20 protein-coding genes and 1 pseudogene are annotated in these 22,830 nt (G+C 47.2%); 13 read left to right on the forward strand and 8 right to left on the reverse strand.

Features of this window, described 5'->3' with window-relative positions; genetic code table 11:
- Nucleotides 1–320 (reverse strand): annotated as a pseudogene (locus tag L865_RS0102945) (multiheme c-type cytochrome); the annotation flags it as partial.
- An 846-nt stretch (nt 321–1,166) separates the two neighbouring features.
- On the opposite strand from L865_RS0102945, the gene menD reads away from it, so the two are divergent.
- The 4 genes from menD to menE are packed head-to-tail and all read left to right on the forward strand — an operon-like array spanning nt 1,167 to nt 6,134.
- Nucleotides 1,167–2,867 (forward strand): 2-succinyl-5-enolpyruvyl-6-hydroxy-3-cyclohexene-1-carboxylic-acid synthase, encoded by a 1,701-nt coding sequence (gene menD / locus L865_RS0102950; protein ID WP_028771862.1) that lies wholly within the window; start codon nt 1,167–1,169, stop codon nt 2,865–2,867.
- Nucleotides 2,867–3,643 (forward strand): 2-succinyl-6-hydroxy-2,4-cyclohexadiene-1-carboxylate synthase, encoded by a 777-nt coding sequence (gene menH, locus L865_RS0102955; protein ID WP_028771863.1) that lies wholly within the window; start codon nt 2,867–2,869, stop codon nt 3,641–3,643. Before menD ends, menH begins: the two co-directional genes overlap by 1 nt.
- A complete protein-coding gene (menC, locus tag L865_RS0102960) occupies nt 3,643–4,677 on the forward strand; it encodes an o-succinylbenzoate synthase (protein ID WP_028771864.1) in 1,035 nt (344 codons plus the stop codon). Before menH ends, menC begins: the two co-directional genes overlap by 1 nt.
- 2 nt (nt 4,678–4,679) lie before the next feature.
- Nucleotides 4,680–6,134, forward strand: a complete 1,455-nt coding sequence (menE, locus tag L865_RS0102965; protein ID WP_028771865.1) for an o-succinylbenzoate--CoA ligase — start codon at nt 4,680–4,682, stop codon at nt 6,132–6,134.
- A 61-nt stretch (nt 6,135–6,195) separates the two neighbouring features.
- Here menE and rpoH read toward each other — a convergent pair whose 3' ends face one another.
- The 4 genes from rpoH to ftsY form a co-directional block, all read right to left on the reverse strand.
- The gene (gene rpoH / locus L865_RS0102970) at nt 6,196–7,053 is read right to left on the reverse strand and encodes an RNA polymerase sigma factor RpoH (RefSeq protein ID WP_028771866.1); all 858 of its coding nucleotides are present in this window, start codon (nt 7,051–7,053) and stop codon (nt 6,196–6,198) included.
- A gap of 229 nt (nt 7,054–7,282) precedes the next feature.
- Nucleotides 7,283–8,248, reverse strand: a complete 966-nt coding sequence (gene ftsX / locus L865_RS0102975) for a permease-like cell division protein FtsX (RefSeq protein ID WP_028771867.1) — start codon at nt 8,246–8,248, stop codon at nt 7,283–7,285.
- Nucleotides 8,249–8,260: 12 nt separating this feature from the next.
- Nucleotides 8,261–8,953 (reverse strand): cell division ATP-binding protein FtsE, encoded by a 693-nt coding sequence (gene ftsE / locus L865_RS0102980; RefSeq protein WP_028771868.1) that lies wholly within the window; start codon nt 8,951–8,953, stop codon nt 8,261–8,263.
- A gap of 93 nt (nt 8,954–9,046) precedes the next feature.
- Nucleotides 9,047–10,645 carry a signal recognition particle-docking protein FtsY gene (gene ftsY, locus L865_RS0102985; RefSeq protein ID WP_028771869.1) on the reverse strand — a complete coding sequence of 533 codons (1,599 nt, stop codon included), beginning with the start codon at nt 10,643–10,645 and terminating at the stop codon, nt 9,047–9,049.
- 271 nt (nt 10,646–10,916) lie between these two features.
- Here ftsY and rsmD point away from each other — a divergent pair, with 271 nt between their 5' ends.
- Entirely contained in the window at nt 10,917–11,498 is a 582-nt protein-coding gene (rsmD, locus tag L865_RS0102990; RefSeq protein ID WP_028771870.1) for a 16S rRNA (guanine(966)-N(2))-methyltransferase RsmD, read from the forward strand.
- Nucleotides 11,499–11,600: 102 nt separating this feature from the next.
- Nucleotides 11,601–11,882: a DUF1145 domain-containing protein gene (locus L865_RS0102995; RefSeq protein WP_028771871.1), complete on the forward strand. Its 282-nt coding sequence runs from the start codon at nt 11,601–11,603 to the stop codon at nt 11,880–11,882.
- Between the two features lies 1 nt (nt 11,883).
- Here the strand turns inward: L865_RS0102995 and L865_RS0103000 are convergent, their stop codons facing one another.
- Entirely contained in the window at nt 11,884–12,351 is a 468-nt protein-coding gene (locus tag L865_RS0103000) for a GNAT family N-acetyltransferase (protein WP_028771872.1), read from the reverse strand.
- Nucleotides 12,352–12,518: 167 nt separating this feature from the next.
- A complete protein-coding gene (locus tag L865_RS0103005; protein WP_028771873.1) occupies nt 12,519–13,082 on the reverse strand; it encodes a NapC/NirT family cytochrome c in 564 nt (187 codons plus the stop codon).
- 387 nt (nt 13,083–13,469) lie between these two features.
- Between L865_RS0103005 and L865_RS0103010 the strand changes: the two genes are divergently transcribed.
- The 7 genes from L865_RS0103010 (at nt 13,470) to L865_RS23005 (ending at nt 21,776) form a co-directional block, all read left to right on the forward strand.
- Nucleotides 13,470–13,898 carry a hypothetical protein gene (locus L865_RS0103010; protein ID WP_157577411.1) on the forward strand — a complete coding sequence of 143 codons (429 nt, stop codon included), beginning with the start codon at nt 13,470–13,472 and terminating at the stop codon, nt 13,896–13,898.
- Nucleotides 13,899–14,007: 109 nt separating this feature from the next.
- Entirely contained in the window at nt 14,008–14,436 is a 429-nt protein-coding gene (locus L865_RS0103015; protein WP_028771875.1) for a DUF2057 family protein, read from the forward strand.
- A 113-nt stretch (nt 14,437–14,549) separates the two neighbouring features.
- On the forward strand, nt 14,550–14,960 hold the full coding sequence (locus tag L865_RS0103020; RefSeq protein ID WP_028771876.1) for a hypothetical protein: 411 nt from the start codon (nt 14,550–14,552) through the stop codon (nt 14,958–14,960).
- Between the two features lie 245 nt (nt 14,961–15,205).
- A complete protein-coding gene (locus tag L865_RS0103025) occupies nt 15,206–15,679 on the forward strand; it encodes a heavy metal-binding domain-containing protein (protein ID WP_028771877.1) in 474 nt (157 codons plus the stop codon).
- A gap of 24 nt (nt 15,680–15,703) precedes the next feature.
- Nucleotides 15,704–17,557 carry an efflux RND transporter periplasmic adaptor subunit gene (locus tag L865_RS23000; RefSeq protein ID WP_084632456.1) on the forward strand — a complete coding sequence of 618 codons (1,854 nt, stop codon included), beginning with the start codon at nt 15,704–15,706 and terminating at the stop codon, nt 17,555–17,557.
- A gap of 12 nt (nt 17,558–17,569) precedes the next feature.
- Nucleotides 17,570–20,704 (forward strand): efflux RND transporter permease subunit, encoded by a 3,135-nt coding sequence (locus L865_RS0103035; protein WP_028771878.1) that lies wholly within the window; start codon nt 17,570–17,572, stop codon nt 20,702–20,704.
- Between the two features lie 82 nt (nt 20,705–20,786).
- The gene (locus tag L865_RS23005; protein WP_051484414.1) at nt 20,787–21,776 is read left to right on the forward strand and encodes a ribonuclease T2 family protein; all 990 of its coding nucleotides are present in this window, start codon (nt 20,787–20,789) and stop codon (nt 21,774–21,776) included.
- On the opposite strand, the gene L865_RS0103045 is transcribed toward L865_RS23005, so the two are convergent.
- Entirely contained in the window at nt 21,777–22,565 is a 789-nt protein-coding gene (locus L865_RS0103045; RefSeq protein ID WP_028771879.1) for a VOC family protein, read from the reverse strand. It abuts the gene before it with no gap.
- Nucleotides 22,566–22,830 lie beyond the last annotated feature (265 nt).

Raw genomic sequence — 22,830 nt, forward strand, 5'->3', positions numbered from 1 at the left:
GGCTCCTTGCCGCCTTTGTTATGATTGCCTTGCGGGCCATGACAGGCTTCGCATTGCAGGCCAGCCATCGGCGATTCACTGCTGTTACCTTGACCGTGTACCCCATCAAAAATCGCCATCACTTGGTCACTTTTGCGGTGACACATCAAACACGAGTCTGCGCCTTTAGGTGAGTACTCACCTGCGGCAAATTTCTCCACCAAGGTAGCTTCTAATTGATCACTGCTGAGGTCGTCCCATGGGGTAGCTTGGGCGCTAGATATCAATCCCAAACTGAGGAGGGTGCTTAATACGGCTATATAACATCGATACCATTTCATAAATACACCTTAAATGTATATAGATTGCATGTTTAATAAGGGGAGTCGTTTGCTTTAATAAAGTGATATGAAAATCGTAAAATATGACCGCAACACTCAGTTCATGCGAAATGCAACAAGTGAATTAGATCAACATTAAAAACCCGACACTAAAACATCGAAAAAGCAAAATAACTCGAGAGCAATGCTAATGTATTTATCAAGGGAATTTCAGATTGTTAAAATGCAAATTAAGCAAATGTCTTGCGGTACAAAAAAACTAAATAAAAGTGATAGGCAGCACATGATGATTGATAATGATTAGCATTAGCGCTCAACTGACGAAGAACAACAAATAGCAATAAAACATAACCTTACGCATAGCATTAGTTTTTCTTATGCCAGCATTGGTTAATTCTGCTATATACAATTGTTAAAATAAAATTATTTAAGCGCTTAATAATATAAGATCGAGTTCATGTTTATCGAAGAATTTTACATGCTGAAATATATTAATAATGCCAAGTTTAGAAACTTCAACATTAGATATAATTACAGTAACAGAGTTAATATTGGGCAATTTTAAATTATTGGCCAATTCAGACTTATAGGTATAATTTAAATACACCTTTAACAATGGATAACTAAGGCAGAAAGCTAACTTTTAATGTCGATAAAATCGACAACAACAAATAGATTGTATTCTATGTGGTCATAGTAAAAACTGCTTTGATTAACCAAATCCTCATTGCTACAGCAACGGTCGCTAACGTCCCTTATCCACTCGCACAGTAAAAACACGCTTAGGCATACTCCTAGAGCCAAAATCACGTTAAACTTACTAGGTCAATAAGTTAGGTAAATACTATGCAGATCAATAAGACCGCTGAGCTCAACCTATTGTGGGGCACGCTAATTTTAGAAGAGTTGGCTCGTTTGGGCGCCAAACATGTATGCCTTGCACCCGGCTCACGTTCAACGCCGCTCACGCTCGCGGCAGCGAAACAAACCAAACTAAAACAACACCTGCATTTTGATGAGCGCGGTTTGGGCTTCTTAGCACTCGGTTTGGCGAAAGCCAGCAAAGCACCAGTTGCGATTATCACCACCTCAGGTACTGCGGTGGCTAACCTTTATCCGGCTATTGTTGAGGCCTGGCTCACTAAAGTGCCTTTGATTGTCCTTTCAGGAGATAGGCCTCCAGAGCTAATTAATTGCGGTGCCAATCAAGCAATCAATCAAACAGGAATTTTTGCCGACTATGCAGTGCAGCTCAACCTCCCCACCGCAGAGTTAAGTATCGCCCCGCAAGTATTATTGACCAGTGTAGACAATGCGCTCGCGAGCACATCAGGACCTGTACATATTAACTGTATGTATCGAGAGCCGTTGTATCCGAGTCAAATGAGCAATGACTTCACTGACTACCTTGCCAGTTTAGGCAATTGGCAACATGGTCATGCGCCCTACAGTCAATATGTCACGCAGCCAACACAAGCCACTCCTGCCAATGATATGCTAGCGCGATTTGTTCACGCTAAAGGCGTGATTGTGGCTGGCACCTTAGCGCCGGAAAGTGACCCTGAACAATTGGTCTTGCTGGCGCAAAAACTGGGGTGGCCGATTGTGGCCGATGCCCAATCACAACTGCGGCAGCATCCAGCAGTGATCGGTCACATTGATCAATTACTGCACCAGCCCAAAGCGACCGCACTGCTGCGCCAAGCAGAAAAAGTATTGGTTTTCGGTGGTCGTTTACTGTCTAAACGCCTAATGAGCTTTATTGATGAGCAGAAATGGAAAGAATACTGGCAAGTATTACCTCATCAACAACGTTTAGATCCGCACCATAATACCAAGCAAGTTTGGCTATCTGAGTTAGCCCATTTCTGCCAACTGCCTTGGCCACGTTCATCACAAGCTCAGTGGGCGCTTAGTCTTACCCAGCTCAATCAAACTATGGAGCAGTTATTTGAGCAACAGATCGATCACGGTGAGCTTGGTGAAGCAGCGGTAGTACGTCATATCAGTCAGCACTGTGAACAACTATTTATTGGCAATAGTTTACCCGTGCGGCTGTATGATATGTTTGCGCCGATAAGTCCGGCTTGGCCCAAGGTATACACCAACCGTGGCGCCAGCGGTATTGACGGTTTGCTGGCAACAGCCTGTGGTATTAGTCAGCACCAAGATCAGGCCACTACACTGATTATTGGTGATATTTCACAGCTACACGACCTCAACTCATTGGCGATTGCTAAGCAATGCCAGGGCCCCTTCATTGTGGTAATACTCAACAATGACGGCGGCAATATCTTTAATTTGCTGCCCGTTCCGGACGAAAAGCTGCGCAGTGACTACTACCGCTTAGCCCACGGGCTAGAGTTTGGCTATGCGGCAGCCATGTTTGGTTTGCCCTACAACCAAGTCGATGACATTGACACCTTCAAAGCGGTATATCGCGAAGCCAGTTGCTATCAAGGCACCTCCGTCATTGAAGTCAGCGTCAGCCAACATCAGGCCAGTGAGCAAATTGCCCGCCTTGCTAGCTGGATAAAACAACACTAATGGCAGCTCATATAAACTGCTTTGGCCAACGCCAACAGCCCGCCCTTGTCATGTTGCATGGTTTTCTGGGTAGTCAGCTGGACTGGCAAGCAACAGTGGCGGCGTTAAGCGAGCAGTTTTACTGTATTTGTATCGACCTGCCTGGTCATGGTCATCACCCACCACGCAACATTGATAGCTTTGATGATGTGGTCAGCGCCCTTTTGGCTGATTTACACGCACTCGGGGTTAGCCAGTTTCATTTACTTGGTTATTCACTCGGAGGCCGCATCGCTTTGGACATTGCCAAGCGCGCACCGCAGCAGATCTTAAGTTTACATTTAGAGTCGTGTCATCCAGGGTTAATTCACCAGCAGGATAGACAGGCACGAGCGCAATCAGATGCATTATGGGCGCAAAAACTCGCCACCCTGCCGATAGCTGAATTTCTACAGCTTTGGTATCAACAGGGCGTGTTTGCCGAGCTCAGTGAGCAACAACGTCGCGACTTAGTGACTCGCCGCAGCGCGAATAACCCAAATGCACTAGCACAAATGTATCGCGCCACCTCATTAGCTAATCAACAAGATTTAATGGCTGTTGTTGACTTAATTATCGGAACTAGCCATTTCTATGTGGGCGATCAAGATGCTAAGTTTCTTGCCCTAGGGCAACGCTGGCAGCAGCAAACCCAACTGCACATGCACATAATTAATGCGGCGGGCCACAATGCCCACCTTGCCCAGCCAACCTTGTTTAACCAAACATTGTTAGCTCAGTTACTTAAGGACGCCTGATGACTTCTCTGACGCTGCACCTAGCTCGCTATCATGTGCCATTGTCGCGCGACTTACCTGTTGCTGCACAACGTATCAACGAGCGCCACGGCTTAGTTTTAGCCGCAGATTATCAACAGCAGCGCCACTATGTCGAAATTGCACCGTTATCAGGTGTCGATATTGATGGCCAGCCAATAAAGGACTTTAGCCAAGAAAACCTCACCGAGGTGGAACAGCAGCTGCTGCATCTGTTGCCGCAACTGGCCGAACAAGGTGTCGAAGGGCTACAATCCGCTGCGGCAGCAACTAAGTTGCCTTCGTTAGCCTATGGGTTAAGTATGCTGCATGCTAAGCTCACTAATCAGTTACCCAAAGCCCGACAAACACCCATTGCTATCCCACTGCTTTACCAAGCCAATGATGAATCGCTTACTGCGCTGCAAGAGAGAGTTCGCCAGCTCCCAGATGACATCACTCGTGTAAAAGTTAAAGTGGCTCAAATGGCAATGACAGATGAAATCACCATGATTCATGGCATTTTGGCCGTCAGACCCGATCTGCGCTTACGACTCGATGCCAATCAAGGCTTTGCTCTTAACGATGCCATCGATTTCATCGCCTGCTTACCGCTAGCCGCAATTGAATATATTGAAGAACCTTGCGCCTGCATCGAAGATAATATTGCCCTATACCAAGCGGTCGATGTGCCGTTTGCACTCGATGAAACCCTCAATAGTGCTGATTACCAATTTGCCGCCTTAAACGGACTAGCTGCTGTTGTCATTAAACCTATGTTACTTGGGGATATTACAGCAATACAGCAATGGACCTCTGTGGCCTATGAACATGGCGTCAACGTCATCCTCAGCTCCAGTTTAGAATCAAGCCTCGGAATAGACATGCTCAAAGATTTAAGCGTGCAATTAAGCCCAGACCAAGCCCCGGGCATCGATACTTTGGCGCCATTTAGCCAAGATATTATTATCGCCACTGGCAACAAACCCTGTTTAGGCTTTGAAGAGCTCACCCCTTTGGCAAGTACAGGCGCTTAAAGATGAGCTGCGCAATATCGCCACTGCATCAAGCTGCAAAGCGATGGCCACACCAAGTTGCAGTGCAATATTGGGATGCGGCTAGCGCGAGCTATCAACCGATAAGTTATCAGCAATTAAGCCAACAAGTGCTCAGTGTCGCGCAGCAATTGAGTCAGCAAGGGTTAACGCTAAATAGCCGCCTCATGGTGACAGATGACAACTCCCTAGAACAAATCATCTTGTATTGGGCCTGTGTTGAGATAGGCGTACTGTTTTGCCCTATTTCGGCCAAGTTCCCAGCACAACAAGTCACTGACTTAGCCAACATATATCACTATCAATATTGCTGGACCAGTCTGAAGTATCAGTCACTGCGGCCTAAAAATAGCACTGCAGTCGACATCGACTTATCTGCCGACAACGGTTCAGCGGCCAACGACGCTGGCCAGTTTGACTGGCAACGTGGTAGCAATGTGATCCTAACCTCTGGTTCAAGCGGCACGCCTAAAGGTGTGGTGCACTGCATGGATAATCATGTCGCCAGTGCGCGTGGCTCGGCGCAGCTCATTGACCTGAGTATCGGCGATGCTTGGCTGCTGTCATTGCCGCTGTTTCATATCGGTGGGCTAGCGATTGTGAATCGCTGCGCCGTAGCGGGAGCGGCTGTAGTGTTGCCGATCCCGACAGCCAGCCTCGCCGAGCAGCTACAAGCGGTTTCCCTATCGCATTTGTCATTGGTGGCCGCGCAGCTCATTAAGTTATTAGCCGACAATCCACAACAGGTTAAATCGCTAAAAGCGCTGCCACTCGGTGGCGGAGCGGTAGCAACAAGCTTAACCCAGCAATTAAAACAACTAGGCTGTAGCGCCTATACCAGTTACGGTATGACAGAGATGAGCTCGCAAATTACCACTGGCGATGCCAACCTTCACGGCAGTGGTGAGCTACTGAGCTATCGGCAACTCAAACTGGTTGAGCAACGCATTTACGTGAAAGGTGAAACCCTGTTTAAAGGCTATCTGTATCCGCAAGGCAATGCTGAAGGTCACCAAGGCTGGTACTGCCCTGTCGATACCGAAGGTTGGTTTGATACCCAAGACCGTGGCGAGTGGCTTAATAATGGCCAACTGCATATTTTAGGTCGGAGCGACAATATGTTTATCTGTGGTGGCGAGAACATTCAACCTGAAGAGATTGAACAGGCGCTATGTTGTCACCCATTGATTGATGACGCCATTGTCTATCCAATTGAAGATGACCGATTTGGCTGGTTACCAGCCGCCATAGTAAAAGGCCCCATTGCAGCCTCAGGTATTGAGCAATCTCAATTGGATCAATTTCTGCAAGCCAAAATAGCCCGCTTTAAGCGCCCACGACATTACTCGCCTTGGCCTAATGTGCCGCAAACAGGGTTAAAGATATCGCGTAAAGCGATAATCGCTGCCGTATTAGCCTCACCACCAGCAGCCAAATAGCAAAAAACCTGCCAGTGGCAGGTTTTTTAGATTCAGTACTTAGGCGCAAAATATAGCTTAATTAGGCTTCCATTCGCCCTTTCAGCTTATTCATGGCATTTTTTTCAAGTTGCCTGATACGCTCAGCAGACACTTGATAGGTTTCAGCCAATTCTTGCAATGTGGTCTTTTCATCATTTAACCAGCGAGCTTGCAAAATATGTTGGCTACGCTCATCTAATGTCTTAATCGCAGACAATAATCGCGCTTGGTTATTGGCTTCTAGGTTATCGTTTTCAACCTGAGCAGCAAGATCTGATGAATGGTCTTCCAAGTAATGCATGGGAGCATAGTCTTGGTCGTCATCATTGTCACTGGCTAAATCAAATGCTGGATCTTGGGCCGCCATGCGCGACTCCATCTCAGTCACATCAGACTTAGATACGCCTAAGCTTTCAGCAACCATACCCACTTCAGCATCACTAAACCAACCTAGACGCTTTTTCGCCTTACGAAGGTTAAAGAACAATTTACGCTGGGCTTTAGTGGTAGCCACCTTAACAATACGCCAGTTTTTCAATACGTATTCGTGAATTTCAGCTTTAATCCAGTGCACAGCAAATGAAACCAAACGCACCCCAACATCTGGGTCAAAGCGTTTAACAGCTTTCATCAAGCCGATATTACCTTCTTGGATTAAATCCGCCTGCGGCAGACCATATCCCGAATAACCTTTCGCCACATGAACGACAAACCGTAAGTGAGACATAATCAACTGCTTCGCAGCCTGCAGGTCACCGGTCTCTTGCAAACGTTTTGCAAGCTCATACTCCTGCTCCGCCTCCAACATAGTGATGTTGTGAGCAGAATGGATATACGCCTCTAAGCTGCTAGAGCTTTGGGGTACCATCAGTGCCATTGATTGCGTTTGACTTGTCATTAACGCTCCTACTTTCATTTTACTACTGGGTTAAACTTAGCTTAGTCACATGAAGTGTTGATGACACCCATGCTGTGTGGCTCAAAATAATCATTTCAATGGAGCCAAGCTGATGAACTATCGGCGATCTCATCGGTGATGTCAACCGTCGGCGATATCACAAATTAGATTTTGCGCAATTTAATAGACTTTGCAAATGAAAAATAGTTCATCTAAGGGCAAATTAACCCTACGAAGGCTCGATGGCTCTAAGGTGTTGGCGGACCGAAAGGTAGGAGCCCAACCAACCTAAAAACGATGCTAAAGCAACCAATTGCCCAAGCTCGGTAAAGGTTAATGCCTGCATTTGCAACTGGCTACCATATAAGCCAAGTAATTCAGCCAATGCCCCATCGAGGTACCACACAAGTAGATTAATAATCATCCAAGCCAATATGCCGCCAATCACGCCATACCAAATACCTGTGTATAAAAAAGGACGCTGAATAAACGCTTCAGTGGCGCCCACCAGCTTCATGACCTCAATCTCAGTGCGGCGATTCATGATAGCTAAACGAATGGTATTCCCAATCACCAGCACCACTGCGAGCACCAACAATGCCGCAATGGCCAACACCGTGCGCTCTAATAGCTTAACAACCGCTTGCAATCTTTCCAGCCACTCAATATCTAAGCGACCAAAACTCACTTCAGCTTCTTGCTCAAGCTTGCCCAGCAGCTGTCTAGCACCAGCCGGACTGGAATATTTCAAACTCGGCGTCACAGTCACGACTGCCGGCAATGGGTTTTCATCTAGGTAAGCCAATGCCTCACCAAACCCAGATAAGCTTTGGAACTCTTCCAGTGCTTGATCACGGTTGATGTAGTTAACGTCACTGACTTCTGGATAGGTTTCGATTCGGGTGATTAAACTCTGGATAGTTCGCTCACTGCGGCCTTCATTAATAAACAGCGAAATCTCTGCCGCGCTGTTCCACGAAGCCGTCACTGTCTCGGCATTTTTTACCAACACTTGCAGTGCAGCAGGCAAACTGAGACTCACCCCTAGCACTGCCATGGTCATTAACGACGACAACGGGTTACGCCATAACTCACCCATGCTCGCCATGGCATGTTGAATATGGCGAATAAAGAACATCACTATTCGCCCAGATAGGGGGAGCTTGCTGCGGTTTAGTTGAGGCTGCTGAGTCATAAACTATTTACCTCACTGTGCCGGCACGTTGACGTGACTGCTGAGCTCTTCTCCACCCAGCACCCGTCCCTGTTTTAGGGTTAACGTGCGGTACTTCATTCGCGCTATCAGCCCTAAATCATGGGTGGCAATCAACACTGTGGTACCCGCGTCGTTAAAGGTTTCGAACAAGCGGAGAATGTCCATCGATAACTTAGGATCTAAGTTACCGGTAGGCTCATCGGCTAATAGCAATGGTGGCTTATTCACAATCGCTCGGGCAATCCCCACCCGCTGCTGTTCACCACCAGATAGCATGATTGGGTTGTGGCGTTCTTTGCCATACAAGCCCACCATATCCAATGACGCCAGCACCCGCTTTTTAATTTCGTTATGGGAAAAACCTTCGATAACCAGCGGTAAGGCCACGTTATCAAACACGCTGCGATCCATGAGCAGATGGTGGTTCTGGAAAATCATGCCAATATCACGGCGTAGAAAGGGCACATCACTGCGTTTAATTTTGGCAATGTCATGACCATTAATCGATACGCGACCCGCATTGGCACGTTCAATCACAGTGATCAATTTGAGCAAGGTACTTTTACCCGCACCAGAATGGCCGGTTAAAAACGCCATTTCACCACGCTGTAAATGAAAACTCACGTCTGAGAGCGCTTTTTGTCCACCGGGATAGACTTTGCTTACTTGCTCAAATCGAATCATGATTACCCAATATTATAGATTTTGTATTATGTCGCTCCTGCAACTTAACGTGAACGACCTAGCTTTGCAAAAAACAACCTAAATCTTATCACCTTAGGCAGACTTGTCTTCTTCTGCTTGGCTAAATAACGCATCAACAAAATCTTTGGCATTAAAGGTGCGTAAATCGTCAATTTGCTCGCCAACACCAATGTGACGGATTGGAATACCAAATTTATCGGCAATCGCAAAAATCACCCCGCCCTTCGCCGTACCATCTAGTTTACTTATGGTAATACCGGTCACGCCCACCGCTTCTTTGAACAACTGCGCTTGGCTAATGGCATTTTGACCTGTGCTTGCATCTAAGGTCAGCATGACTTCATGGGGGGCCGACTCATCTTGTTTCTTCATCACCCGCACCACTTTCTTAAGCTCATCCATTAAGTGGGCTTTATTTTGCAGGCGACCGGCGGTATCGGCGATCAAGATATCAATATTCCGAGCTCTAGCCGCTTGCAGTGCATCAAACAATACCGAGGCACTGTCTGCACCAGTATGCTGGGCGACAACAGGGATATCATTACGCTGACCCCATACTTGCAGTTGCTCTACCGCTGCAGCACGGAAAGTATCCCCTGCCGCTAACATCACCGACTTACCTTGTGATTGATATTGCTTAGCCAACTTACCAATGGTGGTGGTTTTACCCACGCCATTGACACCCACCATCAAGATCACAAATGGGCCGTCTTTATTTTCAGGCACCAATGGCACATCAACCGGTGCTAGAGTATTTTGCATCTCTTCACGCATCAGCTCATACAGTGCTTCACCGTCTTTTAGCTGTTTGCGGCTGGCTTGCTCGGTCAAGCTATCAATGAGTTTGGTTGTGGTTTCAACCCCAACATCGGCGATCAGTAACTGCTCTTCGAGCTCCTCAAAAAGGTCGTCATCGATCTTTTTGCCTTTAAATAGACCAATAAAGCCGCTACCAATGTTTTCACTGGTACGCTTCAAACCACGCTTAAGGCGCGCAAAAAAGCCTTCTTTACTAGGTTTAGCCTGTGGCTCTGGCTGTACTTGTGCCGCCTGTTCAGCGTCAAGGCGCTCTTGCTCAAGACGCTCCGCTTCTGCTTGTTCTTCCGCTAGACGAGCCTGTTCAGCTTGCTCGGCAGCAACACGTTCAGCTTCGACACGTTCCTGTTCAAGGCGCTCTTGTTCAAGACGTTCGGCCTCCGCTCGCTCAGCGGCTAAACGCGCTTGTTCTGCCTGCTCAGCAGCAAGACGTTCAGCTTCAACACGTGCTTGCTCAACACGTTCCTGTTCAAGGCGTTCGGCCTCTGCTCGCTCAGCCGCTAAACGCGCTTGTTCTGCCTGCTCAGCAGCAACACGTTCAGCTTCAACACGTGCTTGCTCAACACGCTCCTGTTCAAGGCGTTCGGCCTCTGCTCGCTCAGCCGCTAAACGCGCTTGTTCTGCCTGCTCGGCAGCGACACGTTCAGCTTCAACACGTGCTTGCTCAATACGCTCCTGTTCAAGGCGTTCGGTTTCTGCTTGCTCTGCCTGCTGGGCAGCAACACCTTCTACTTCAGCTGGATTATCTGCTGATTGGTCAGCTTCTACTGGTGTGGTGCTCTCAGCCTCTGCTGCCTTAACTTCCTCTTTCGACTTATCTTTGCGAAACCAGGAAAAAAAACCTTTTTTTGCCATGTGTAATACCAGTACTCAACTAACTGACTTGAAAAATGCTCTCCCACGGGAAATGAAGTGGGCACTTATGTGGGGGGCATTATACCCAATCGTCACAAAAATTAACCTGTCACAGCGAGGAAAATGCCATAAAACTGCTCGCCGCACATCAATAACACACAGCGGTTCACTATTTGCTGTGGCTTTGGGGTAAAATAGCGAGCTAAATTTAGCAAAACAGTCTAGCACTTTCAGTAGCCGGACAACATCTAAGCAATGGCGGTGTACATCTATGGCAAAAAACCGACCTTCGAGCGGACAAGTACGGATCATTTCAGGACAGTGGCGTTCGCGACGACTCCCCATCCATGATTTAGAGGGCTTGCGCCCAACGACAGACCGTGTTCGAGAAACCTTGTTTAATTGGTTAGCTGGCGACGTAACTGGCGCCCGCGTGTTGGATTGCTATGGTGGCAGTGGCGCGTTATTTTTCGAGTCACTATCGCGCTATGCTAAGTTTGCTAAAGTTATTGAACTACAAAAAAGTGCCGCTAAGCAGTTACAAGATAATTTAACCACCCTTAAATGTGATGCCGCTATGGCTGAGGTTATACAAGGCGACACCCTTAAAGTACTTGAGCAGCCGCCGGAACAAGGATTTGATATCGTTTATATCGACCCACCCTTTCGCAAAGGCTTAGCAGAGCAAACCATAGATCGACTGCGTCAACATCAATGGCTCAATAACAACGCACAAATCTATGTTGAAACTGAAAGTGAACTGCAATCACTTGAGGTACCCAGCGATTGGGTGATGCTGAAAGAAAAGCAAGCCGGCCAGGTGATATATCGCTTATATCAATACCAAGCGTAACAATATAAACCCCATGGTAGATGATGTTGCCCCTGACATAGTGATTTAACTTAATGGCGGCTAACAGTGCAATTATTACAATGCAGTAGATAGATAGGCTATATGAAATTGGTAATCATGATCGGTAAAATGTTGACCTTAGGGGCATGGCTATTAATGGCCATTAATCTCATTCAGCCTTTTGAAGGGGAGATCGGCACCATATTAAACATTTTGCTGGCAGCCACCGCATTGATGCACCTGTTTCAGGTAGCCATTTTTCATAGCCTTTTTAAGTCCTACTTAACTCTCAAAGCCGCTGACTATCTGCAGGTTTTTGCTTTTGGCGCATTTGCTTTAATTGGCTACCGCCAGAAAGTGCTCAGTAGCGATAAACACAACTGATCTACAGCGAGCCAGTTATTTTCCGGGTCATAAATACGCTATGGGGATCCAATTGGTAATCCCCAAAAGGCCCACACTCCTCAAAACCAAATTTCCGATATAAATTTCTCGCAGGAATGAAAAAGTCCATACTGCCGGTTTCTAAACTTAAGCGCTGGTAACCCCGGCTCGCCGCTTGTCGCAATAGATGTTTCAACAAGGTCACCGCCACTTTTTGTTTGCGAAAAGCATTTGCGGTGCGCATAGACTTAATCTCGGCATGTTGCGGCGTTAATTGCTTTATTGCTGCGCAGCCAGCAAGTTGGTCACCTTGCCACAGGGTCCAAAATGTCACCGAAGCATGATTGAGCTCACTCACATCTAATGCATGCGCACTTTCAATGGGTGAAGTCGCATGCATATCTTGTAAATGCGCTTCCAATAGCGCTATCACTTGGGGGTGAGTTAAGTCCCCCACGGAAATACGCACCAAAATTGAACCCTCACTGGTTAGTCTATCCAAACAACTTCCTACCAATATAACCTAATCAGTTTCATGGCTGTTGTCGACTAGAGATAGTCACAAGCGGACACAAAAAAGCCCCAACATAGTTGAGGCTTTATGACAGCGTATTGCTATTTTATCTCAGTTGGCGATTAGCCTTTTGGATAAACGTGAGCAACACCTTTGTGGCAGTCTACACAAGTTTTACGATCCGCAGGTTCTTTTTGGAAGTTGCGCTCGTGCATTCTCTTAGCCATTTTCTTCATTGACTCAGGCTGGTTCTCGTAGATACGAGTGTGACAGTGAGTACAGTTAGCAGAGTCATTGCCCTTGAAGTACTTAAGCGCTAGGTCTGCTTGCTCTTTACGGTTTTCGTCTAACCACTCTTGAGTGTTGAAACCGTCAATCGTTAGGTAACCATATAGATCTTTCGATACGATGATCTTCTTAACTAGGTACTTAACTGGGTTGTGAGGTAAGTGACAATCTTGACATTGAACAGTCACACCTGCGCGTCCACCACCGTGAGCCGAAGCCAGTACTTCATCCTTCAAAGAATGGTTACTGTGGCAAGACATACAGAACTCATCTGTACTGGTTGCGTGTAAAGTTTGTTGTGTAGCGAAATAGCCCACAACACCCACTACAATACCAACCACCAAAAGGGCTAATATTGAGTATTTCGCGCTCGGTTTAAATAGTGCACGCCAGTTCATCACTCTTCTCCAAAACTATGATTATTTTATATTCTTACAGCACTTCATCTCTATGGTTAGATTATAAACCCATTAACCAATTTTAATCTGGGTTTAATAGCGCAAAATGAGAGCTAGCTCTAACTCTAATTTCCAAAAGCGAGAAAAACGTATTGCTCAAAACGTACTTTCGCTAAACCTAAAGCTAATGCATAGACCTATTTTCTGCAAGGTTTAGTGCTTAAACAAATGAATTTTCTAGAATTTCATGTTTTTTGATTTGTATAAATACTTAATAAGCTAAGAAAAACGGGCAAATCTGCGAAGAAATTTCCGATCTTTATGAAACTAAATTCGAGTATTAGCGGTCTATTTTGTCAACACACTCACAGTTAAACCTGATTGCAGATGATGAAACAGCAACTGATACGGGGACTCTTAATTATCGCACTGGTTGGGCAGGCACTGCTCACACCAGCAATGGCGATGCCGAGTTTCCTGCACGCTGCTTCTCATCAACACACTGAATTAGCTGAGCCGCTATCTAATGATGTTTGGTCACCACAAGATGGCGTTACTGAGCTATCACTGACCAATAGCAAGCACTGTGACACACCCAATGCTCACGCCAATGTTCCACAAATAGATTGTGATGCATTATGTGAAATGCTCAGTAGTGGCAATTGTTTAACTCACTGTGCTAGCGCCAGCGCTATGTTACTGCATAATCCCATGAGCCTTGCTCAGCCAAGCAGTCATTATCCGCTAGTGCTATATATTTGGTATGCCGAGACGGCATTTTTAGCCCCCATTCATCGACCACCGATAACCGTTTAGCCCCTATCACTTATTTATCTATCGACAAATTAAATGATTGCTTCAGCCACTGACAGCGATATTGGATCGCTACACCCTGAAGCCAGCTAACACGATTTTGGAGCTTATTATGAATACCTTACTAAAAACTGCACTTATCACTGGTTTATTTGCAACATTGAATGCTAATGCGACTACACTCGCGTTTCCTGACACCATTAAAGTTACCGGCGTCAACGGTGAACATAATGGCCACAGCCAAATGGTTGACCTACAACAAGGGCAGCAACTTATCGAGATTCAATATCACGATATTTTTGCCGCCAATGCCGACGATTCTGGCGCTTGGGTGAAATCAGATCCGTTATATCTGTTGGTTAAGTTTGCCGATGAAGGCGATTACCAACTGGAGTTGCCGCAGATATACTCTGAAGATGACGCCTACGACTTCCTCGAGCAACCTATGTTAACCTTGCGTAACGCCCAAGGCCAAGGTGAGCAGGTCACACTCATGACCCATCACCAACTTATGGCACAACTGTTGTTTGCCAAGCAGTAATCACACACTAAATGTGCACAAAAAGCTGCGTTGATTAATCAAAACGTGAATTAAATCAACGCAGCAAGATTGCTTCGTGATAAACTTGAACCATCTTATTAGTTGGAATCAATATGTTTACTGCTATTCGACGCCATTTTCTCGTCACCATGACTTTGTTTGCCCTTGTGGGTCAAACTTTGTTGTCTAATGGTTTCGCGATGATAAACGTTGCCCATGCCAGTGAAGATATGCCCGCTATGCAGATGATGGAACAAGCCGATTGTCACAGCAACAATGCCGTTGACCAAAGCCACTGTTGTGACCAAATGCAGTCAGCGGCTCAACAGCAATCAAATTGTTGTGAAGGCGAAGGGTTTTGCCAAGGAGACTGTAATCACTGCCTAGTGATATCAGTTGCTGGTACCTTGTTAACGATAGAATCTTGGCCAGGTTTTGTCGGTTCACAAATCGCGACGGCCACTCAAATGCCTCATTTCCACTCTATTTCATTACCGAGAAATTTACGCCCTCCAATTGCCTAAACTGCAACTTGGTTCAACCCAGTAATGGGAAATTTCTTAGTAAAAAATGTCTATATCAATCACAATTGATGTGAGTTAGTTTACACCGAGTGTATGCCTATCGGCCCCTATGCTTAGTGCTGCGATGACGCAGAAAAATGCTACTACTGATATTAATTGCGGTTATTTATATTAGCCTGAATTTGTCTTACCAGATGCTTTTTTGGTAAACACAGCAAAGGCCATCATCATGATGGAGTGAGTAAATGAAAACCATAATCAGCTTAGTCGTATCAGCTTTTCTTGTTTTGGCTATGGCGCCACAGGTATCCGCGCATGCACACGGACATCACAGCGAACAAAACCAAAGCCACCACTGCCCAATGCATCCAGAAGTGCAAGGCGCTAAGGGCGACTCTTGCCCTAAATGTGGTATGGATCTAACCGCCAAGAAAGTTGCTGCTGATAGCCAACACCCTAACTGCCCACACGCCAAAAAAGAGCAGTGTAAAAACTGCCCTCATGGTCAACACGCGCAAGCCAAAAAGTGCCCTCATTCTGAGAATGCAGAGCATAAGTGCCAAAACTGCCCAGCTAAAGGACAGCATCACGCACAAGCCCAATATGATTGCCCGATGCATCCTGAAGTCACAGGTAAAAAAGGCGACACTTGCCCTAAATGTGGTATGAACCTCGAACCCGTAAAATCTGCTAGTGCTCAACCGCACAAGCATCATTAAGTAACTAAGTGGAGTTGAGGCATTATGAGTTTATTGAATTTAAGTCGTCCGCTAGTAACCTATCTAGTCGGGCTGACACTGTTTTTTACCCCACACATGTCGATGGCTAATGGCCACCAGCATGAGCAACATCAACACCAGCAAGCACAATCGGCACCTAGCGATGCGCACTACTATTGCCCAATGCACCCAGAGGTCACCGGTGATAAAGATGACCGCTGTCCCAAGTGCAATATGTTTTTAATTAGCGATCAAGCTGATTCCCCGCAAACTGACACACATCATCACAGCGATGAGGCTAAGTATTACTGCCCAATGCACCCAGAAGTCACCGGTGATAAAAATGACCGCTGCCCTAAGTGCAATATGTTTTTAGTTAGTGATCAAGCTGATACCGCACAAGCTGACACACATCATCACAGCGATGAGGCCAAGTATTACTGCCCAATGCACCCAGAAGTCACCGGTGATAAAAATGACCGCTGCCCCAAATGCAATATGTTTTTAGTTAGCGATCAAGCTGATACCGCACAAGCTGATACGCATCATCACAGCAATGAGGCTAAGTACTACTGCCCAATGCACCCAGACGTCACCAGCCATGAAGCGGGCCGCTGCCCAAAGTGCAATATGTTTTTAGTCAGCAAAGAAGAGGAAGAAGAAACTGATGCTCAGCCGCAATCAGTATTGGATCAGCCTAAACCCACCCTCGTTGCCAGCAATGACAATAGCAGCAATATTAAATACGTGTGCCCCATGCACCCCCATGTTATTTCAGATGAACCGGGCAGCTGCCCAATCTGCGGCATGGATTTAGAGCAAGTCTCTACCAGCGGCCAAGCCGGAGAAGAAGTGGTCGTCGGCGTCAACGGTGGTATGCAGCAAGCTTTGGGCATGCGCAGTGAAACCGTTGAACGCGGCACGCTATGGAAGCTAGTCAAAACCATAGGTACTGTAGAGTACAACGAAAATGCCATTGGTCATGTCCATACGCGCGTAACGGGTTGGATTGAAACCTTGCATGTCCACAATGTGGGCCAGCGGGTGAAGAAAGGCGAGTTGCTGTATGAGCTTTACTCACCCGAGCTCATCAACGCCCAAGATGATTACATGCAGGCCAAGGACTACTTAAAGCAAGATAAAAACCGCGGCAATGTACTACTGAGAAAAGCACGCCAACGTTTGGAATTATTGGGCGTGAATGACGCCACCATTAAACAACTAGAACGCACTGGCGAAACCATCTACCGGGTACCTTTTTATGCCGACCAAGATGGATTTGTTAGTCAGCTCACCGTGCGCCATGGCATGTATGTGCAACCTGGCGACACCTTAATCGAGATTGTCGATCTAAGCAGCGTGTGGGTTATTGCTGATGTATTTGAGAATGAACAGAGCTGGTTAGAGCAAGGTCGCCCTGTGGAGGTCACCTCTTCAGCGCAAGGATTGTTCGATCTCGAGTCAAGCATCGACTATATCTATCCTGAACTCGACCCTGTCACCCGAGCCATGCGCGTGCGAATCAAATTGGATAACCCCAATAAAATGCTCAAACCTGGTACCTTGGTTGACGTCAAGCTGTTCGGTGGTCCCAGCCGCGGAGTGTTATCTGTTCCCACAGAAGCGCTTATTCTGACCGGTCGTGAAAACCGTGTGGTCGTACAGCGCGATGACACTCGTTTTGCCTCGGTACCAGTTAAAGTTGGCATTATCACCCAGGGCCATGCCGAGATCATTGAAGGGCTAAATGAAGGCGATAAAGTCATTGTGTCTGGACAGTTCTTGCTTGACTCTGAAGCCAGTATTCAAGGCACATTACAACGCTTGAGCGGCAGTAATAGTCAGGCACCTGAGTCTGACCCTCATGCACATCATTAATCGGAGTTCGCTATGTTAGAAAAAATTATTAGCGCTTCGATTAAACAGCGTGCCATGGTGCTATTGCTGACCTTTGTCGTTGCACTTATTGGGTATCAGGCAGTGCGGATGACACCGCTTGATGCCCTTCCCGACTTGTCAGATGTACAAGTGATCGTCAAAACCTCTTACCCGGGCCAAGCCCCGCAACTGGTTGAAGATCAAATCACTTATCCGTTATCAACCGCCATGCTAGCCGTACCAGGAGCAAAAACCGTACGCGGCTTTTCTATGTTTGGGGATTCATACGTTTATATTATTTTTGAAGACGGCACCGACATATATTGGGCACGATCACGGGTATTGGAGTATTTATCACAAACCCAGGCCCAGCTACCAGAAAACGTCACCCCGACACTCGGTCCCGATGCCTCCGGAGTCGGCTGGGTGTTCCAATATGCCTTAGTTGATCGCAAAGGCCAGCATGACTTAGCCCAACTTAGATCCTTACAGGACTGGTTTTTAAAGTTAGAGCTGCAAAGTGTCTCAGGGGTATCTGAAATTGCCACCATAGGCGGCATGGAGCAGTCATACCAGATCATTGTCGACCCGCATAAACTCGCGCTATATCAAATTGATTTGATGACCGTGAAAAATGCCTTGGACAACTCTAATAGCTCTACGGGGGGCTCGGTCATTGAGATGGCCGAAGCTGAGTATATGATCACCTCATCGGGCTACCGCCAAACCTTGGCTGACTTTGAAGAGATCCCGCTCGGCATCGTGTCTGATTCTGGCATTCCAGTACTGATGAAAGATGTGGCGCAATTACGTACCGGTCCAGCTGCAAGACGCGGTATTGCTGAGCTGGACGGTCAAGGTGAAGTGGTTGGCGGAATTGTGGTCATGCGCTATGGCGAGAATGCCTTAGCGACGATCAACAATGTGAAAGCTAAGCTCAAAGAAGTAGAAAATGGTCTGCCAGACGGAGTCGAGCTGGTGATTACCTATGACAGATCTGAGCTCATCCTTAACTCAGTCGACAACCTCAAGCAAAAAGTGATTGAAGAAATGCTCGTGGTTGGCTTCATCTGCCTCATTTTCCTACTGCATGCCCGCTCTACATTGGTGGCGATAATCTCACTACCGATATCCATCTTAATCAGCTTTATTGTCATGAACATGATTGGGGTGAATGCCAACATCATGAGTTTAGGCGGCATCGCCATTGCCATTGGCGCCGTTGTAGATGCCGCCATCGTGATGGTGGAAAACGTGCATAAGCACTTAGAGCATTATCGCGCCCAACATAACGGCCAAGCCCCCACGGGCGATGCCCATTGGGATTTGGTGCGTAAAGCGTCAATAGAGGTGGGACCGGCACTGTTTTTCAGCTTGCTGATCATTACCTTGAGTTTTGTACCGGTATTTGCGTTAGAGGCACAAGAGGGACGGTTATTCCACCCACTCGCCTACACCAAAACTTTCGCGATGGCGGCATCGGCCATTTTGGCCATCACCTTAATCCCAGTGCTATTAGGTTATTTTGTTCGCGGTAAGATCCCCGACGAGAACAAGAACCCTATCAGTCGCGTGCTGATTGCCATTTATGAGCCCACACTTCGACTGGTACTACGTTTTCCCAAAGTGACACTATTGCTGGCTCTGATGGCGTTGGCCAGTGCTCTCTACCCTATGAGTAAAATGGGCAGTGAGTTTATGCCAGAGCTAGAAGAGGGTGATCTGCTATACATGCCCACTACCTTGCCTAGCGTTAGCTCCGGTAAAGCGGCGGAAATATTGCAGCAAACCGACAGGCTCATTAAAACAATTCCTGAAGTGAAACGGGTGTTTGGTAAAGTGGGCCGCGCGATGACCGCAACCGATCCGGCGCCGCTGACGATGCTGGAAACCACCATCATGCTCAATCCAAGAGAAACTTGGCGTGAAGGCATGACTTTAGAAGGCATCATTGCTGAGCTACAAAAAACGGTACGCGTACCCGGCATGACCAATGCTTGGGTCCAGCCGATTAAGACCCGTATCGATATGCTTTCTACCGGCGTTCGTACCCCTGTTGGCATCAAGATTTCCGGTGCCGATATTGACGAGCTGCAACGTATTGGTACTGAAATAGAAGCTGTAGTCAGTCAGTTACCGGGCACCATGTCAGCCTTCGCCCAGCGCACCAGTGGTGGACGCTATATCGACATCGACCCTAACTTGAAGAATGCTGCTCGCTACGGCATGACCTTAAAGGACATTCAAGATGTCGTGCAAATGGCCATTGGCGGTATGCAAGTGGGTCAATCAATACAAGGGCAAGAGCGCTACCCAATCAATATTCGCTATCCACGTGAACTGCGAGACAGTATTGAAAAGCTGCGCGATCTACCGGTACTGACTAAAACAGGTAAGTATGTCCCTCTGGGTAATCTCGCCACCATAGAAGTCAGTGACGGTGCGCCTATGTTGGCCAGTGAAAATGGCCGCTTAATCAGTTGGGTATTTGTCGATTTAAAAGATATCTCAATTGGTGAGTACATCACAATGGCGCGTGCTGCGTTAGATGAACAAGTCAATCTTCCCGCACGATACAGCTACAGTTTTGCCGGACAATATGAATATATGCAGCGAGTCGAAGCAAAAATGCAGCTGGTTATTCCCCTCATGGTGGCAGTGATTTTCATGCTGCTGATGATGACGTTTAACTCGTTTGTACAGGCGAGTGTGATTATGCTCAGCTTGCCGTTTTCTTTAGTCGGCAGTGCCTGGTTGTTATATGCGCTGGACTTTAACTTTTCGGTGGCTGTCTCGGTGGGAATGATCGCACTGGCTGGGGTCGCGGCTGAATTTGGTGTGGTCATGCAAGTGTACCTCAACAATGCCATTAAAGACCGACAACTAGCGGGCAACTACCGTCAACAGCGAGACTTAGTTGAAGCCCTAGTCCATGGTGCCGTGATGCGGATTCGCCCGAAAGCCATGACCGTCGCCACCATTTTCTTCGGCTTGCTACCGATCATGTGGGGCACAGGCACGGGTAACGAAGTGATGCAGAAAATCGCTGCACCTATGGTGGGCGGCATGATAACCGCGCCATTGTTGTCTTTGTTTGTATTACCGGCAATCTACTTACTGATTTATAAACGCAAACTCGCCGCTTAGTCACATTACCGAGCACGGCCTTTGCCGTGCTCGGTATTTTCTATGCTAAGTTAAGCAATCCTAGAGTTAACGATTCATTATTATGCTCAATAGTTACCGCTTGCTACTCACGCTATTGCTCTTTTGCTTATCAACCCTATCGGCTTTTGGCGCAAACATCAGTATCACCGCTAGCTGCCCATTGTACCAATCGAAAAACAAGCAAACTAATCCAGACAACCGGCAAGCGATTGTAGGTAGTCGCTACGCGGTAAAGCAAACATTAGGCCCGCAAGAAGCCCCCACATGGGTGCGAGTCGACACAAAGCAGCAACCACACCCATTGCGCTGGATTGCGGCTAATTGCACCGATATTGCAGGCAACACACCGGTATCTGCTGTAAAAACCAACAATAATACGGCGCAATGTCAAATAGCCAAGCAATATGACAGCCATGTGCTCGCGCTAAGCTGGCAACCCGGCTTTTGTCAGACCCGTGGCAGTCAGCGCACCGAATGCCAGCAGAGCAACAATCAGCAACTCAGTGCTAAACAATTTAGCTTGCATGGCTTATGGCCTAACCGCCAAGGATGCGATATCAGTTATGGCTACTGTGGAGAGGTAACTAAGCAACCTGCGCAGTTTTGCAACTACCCTAAAATCGATTTAAGCCAGCATACCCGCGAGCAACTGCATCAAATCATGCCCAGTGCGGCATACGGTACTTGTCTGCAACGTCATGAATGGTGGAAACATGGCACGTGTCGAGATAGTAGTGCGCAGCAATATTATCAGCTGGCTATTGAGTTAACCCAGCAGGTCAATCAATCCACATTAGTGCAAGAATTTGTGCAGGCCAATCGAGGCAAAACGGTGTCGCGCAGTCAGTTTAATCGGGCGTTAGATACAAGCTTCGGCCAAGGCAGTTATCGTCATGTCAGTTTGCAATGCCGCCAAGGCCAACTGGTGGAGATCCAGTTGCAGCTGCCAAAACAGATCAGTGGCGGAGCAATTTCGCAATTGCTGCGCCAAGGTAGCCATGCCCGCAAAGGCTCTTGCGGGCAACGCTTTATGCTATCGCAATACCCGTAGCTACGAGGCCGCTTGTGGACTAAGTGTGATGGCCGAAAATACCCCACCTTGAGGGTCGTTGATCACTGAGAACCCACCGACAGTTTCGATGTCGGTTGGGGGAACACACACTTGGCCACCTAACTCCGTGGCTTTGGCCACCGCCGCATCACAGTTTTCCACCATAAAATAACTCATCCAATGGGCAGGAATATCACCCCACTCCTCGGTCATCTCCATCATGCCGCCTTGTGGGCCTGCCGCGGTAGTCCACTCGGTGTAATCCATGCCGGCCATTTTTGAAACACGAGTTTGCCAGCCAAGCACTTTGGTATAAAAAGCGTTGGCTTGAGCACTGTCGCGGCAAGCTAATTCAACCCAGCACAAGGTATTAACCTCATCCTTACGCGCCGAACCAATATGTTGCTTGGCTTGCCAAAGTGAAAAGTGCGCCCCTTCCGGGTCTTGGCACAGCGCCATGCTACCAGCATCGCCAACATCATGAGGCCCCATCACTATCTTGCCTCCCTGCTGCTCGACCACGTTAGCGCTAGATTGAACATCATCTACCGCAAAATAAACTCCCCAGTGCGTTGGCGTTCCCTGCTCAGACATTTCAGGTGGCATTTGATACATGGCACCAATATCATCGCCATCAATGGTGAACATGGTATAAACCCCTTCAGGGATCGGCATATCATTAAGGCCCCAATCAAATAGTGCCGCATAAAAGTGCCTTGCTGAAGCCGCATCAGTACTGGCCAATTCAATCCAGCAAGGTTGCCCCGGTTGGTAACTCGATATTTTCATCTGCGTGTCCTTGTCTAACCAACGGTGATAACAACTAGTTAAGCTGGTTTTGGTCACTCTGTCTAATGCTGCTAGATAAATTTAATTGCCTTAGTCGTCAACGATTACCTGCTATTGATTGCAGCCTTAGGTAGTGGCCAACGCTGAGATAACATAGACTTATTAACCACAATCACGTACAAATATTATTATCGACTTCATTTGATGTTCTCAGTGTCGATCTACTAATAAAAACCTACCGCATAAATGCGCAACAGCGGTTGAT

Origin of the sequence: Shewanella waksmanii ATCC BAA-643, from assembly GCF_000518805.1 — a bacterium.
GTDB lineage: Bacteria > Pseudomonadota > Gammaproteobacteria > Enterobacterales > Shewanellaceae > Shewanella > Shewanella waksmanii.

Excerpts from the sequence above, each read along its gene's own strand:
- L865_RS0103015 (WP_028771875.1), top strand. The coding sequence starts at position 14,008 with ATGAATACCTTACTAAAAACTGCACTTATCACTGGTTTATTTGCAACA.
- ftsX (WP_028771867.1), bottom strand. The coding sequence starts at position 8,248 with ATGACTCAGCAGCCTCAACTAAACCGCAGCAAGCTCCCCCTATCTGGG.
- rpoH (WP_028771866.1), bottom strand. The coding sequence starts at position 7,053 with ATGACAAGTCAAACGCAATCAATGGCACTGATGGTACCCCAAAGCTCT.
- menC (WP_028771864.1), top strand. The coding sequence starts at position 3,643 with ATGACTTCTCTGACGCTGCACCTAGCTCGCTATCATGTGCCATTGTCG.
- ftsY (WP_028771869.1), bottom strand. The coding sequence starts at position 10,645 with ATGGCAAAAAAAGGTTTTTTTTCCTGGTTTCGCAAAGATAAGTCGAAA.
- rsmD (WP_028771870.1), top strand. The coding sequence starts at position 10,917 with ATGGCAAAAAACCGACCTTCGAGCGGACAAGTACGGATCATTTCAGGA.
- L865_RS0103010 (WP_157577411.1), top strand. The coding sequence starts at position 13,470 with ATGATGAAACAGCAACTGATACGGGGACTCTTAATTATCGCACTGGTT.
- menD (WP_028771862.1), top strand. The coding sequence starts at position 1,167 with ATGCAGATCAATAAGACCGCTGAGCTCAACCTATTGTGGGGCACGCTA.
- L865_RS23005 (WP_051484414.1), top strand. The coding sequence starts at position 20,787 with ATGCTCAATAGTTACCGCTTGCTACTCACGCTATTGCTCTTTTGCTTA.
- L865_RS0103025 (WP_028771877.1), top strand. The coding sequence starts at position 15,206 with ATGAAAACCATAATCAGCTTAGTCGTATCAGCTTTTCTTGTTTTGGCT.
- L865_RS0103020 (WP_028771876.1), top strand. The coding sequence starts at position 14,550 with ATGTTTACTGCTATTCGACGCCATTTTCTCGTCACCATGACTTTGTTT.
- menH (WP_028771863.1), top strand. The coding sequence starts at position 2,867 with ATGGCAGCTCATATAAACTGCTTTGGCCAACGCCAACAGCCCGCCCTT.
- menE (WP_028771865.1), top strand. The coding sequence starts at position 4,680 with ATGAGCTGCGCAATATCGCCACTGCATCAAGCTGCAAAGCGATGGCCA.
- ftsE (WP_028771868.1), bottom strand. The coding sequence starts at position 8,953 with ATGATTCGATTTGAGCAAGTAAGCAAAGTCTATCCCGGTGGACAAAAA.
- L865_RS0102995 (WP_028771871.1), top strand. The coding sequence starts at position 11,601 with ATGAAATTGGTAATCATGATCGGTAAAATGTTGACCTTAGGGGCATGG.
- L865_RS23000 (WP_084632456.1), top strand. The coding sequence starts at position 15,704 with ATGAGTTTATTGAATTTAAGTCGTCCGCTAGTAACCTATCTAGTCGGG.
- L865_RS0103045 (WP_028771879.1), bottom strand. The coding sequence starts at position 22,565 with ATGAAAATATCGAGTTACCAACCGGGGCAACCTTGCTGGATTGAATTG.
- L865_RS0103005 (WP_028771873.1), bottom strand. The coding sequence starts at position 13,082 with ATGAACTGGCGTGCACTATTTAAACCGAGCGCGAAATACTCAATATTA.
- L865_RS0103035 (WP_028771878.1), top strand. The coding sequence starts at position 17,570 with ATGTTAGAAAAAATTATTAGCGCTTCGATTAAACAGCGTGCCATGGTG.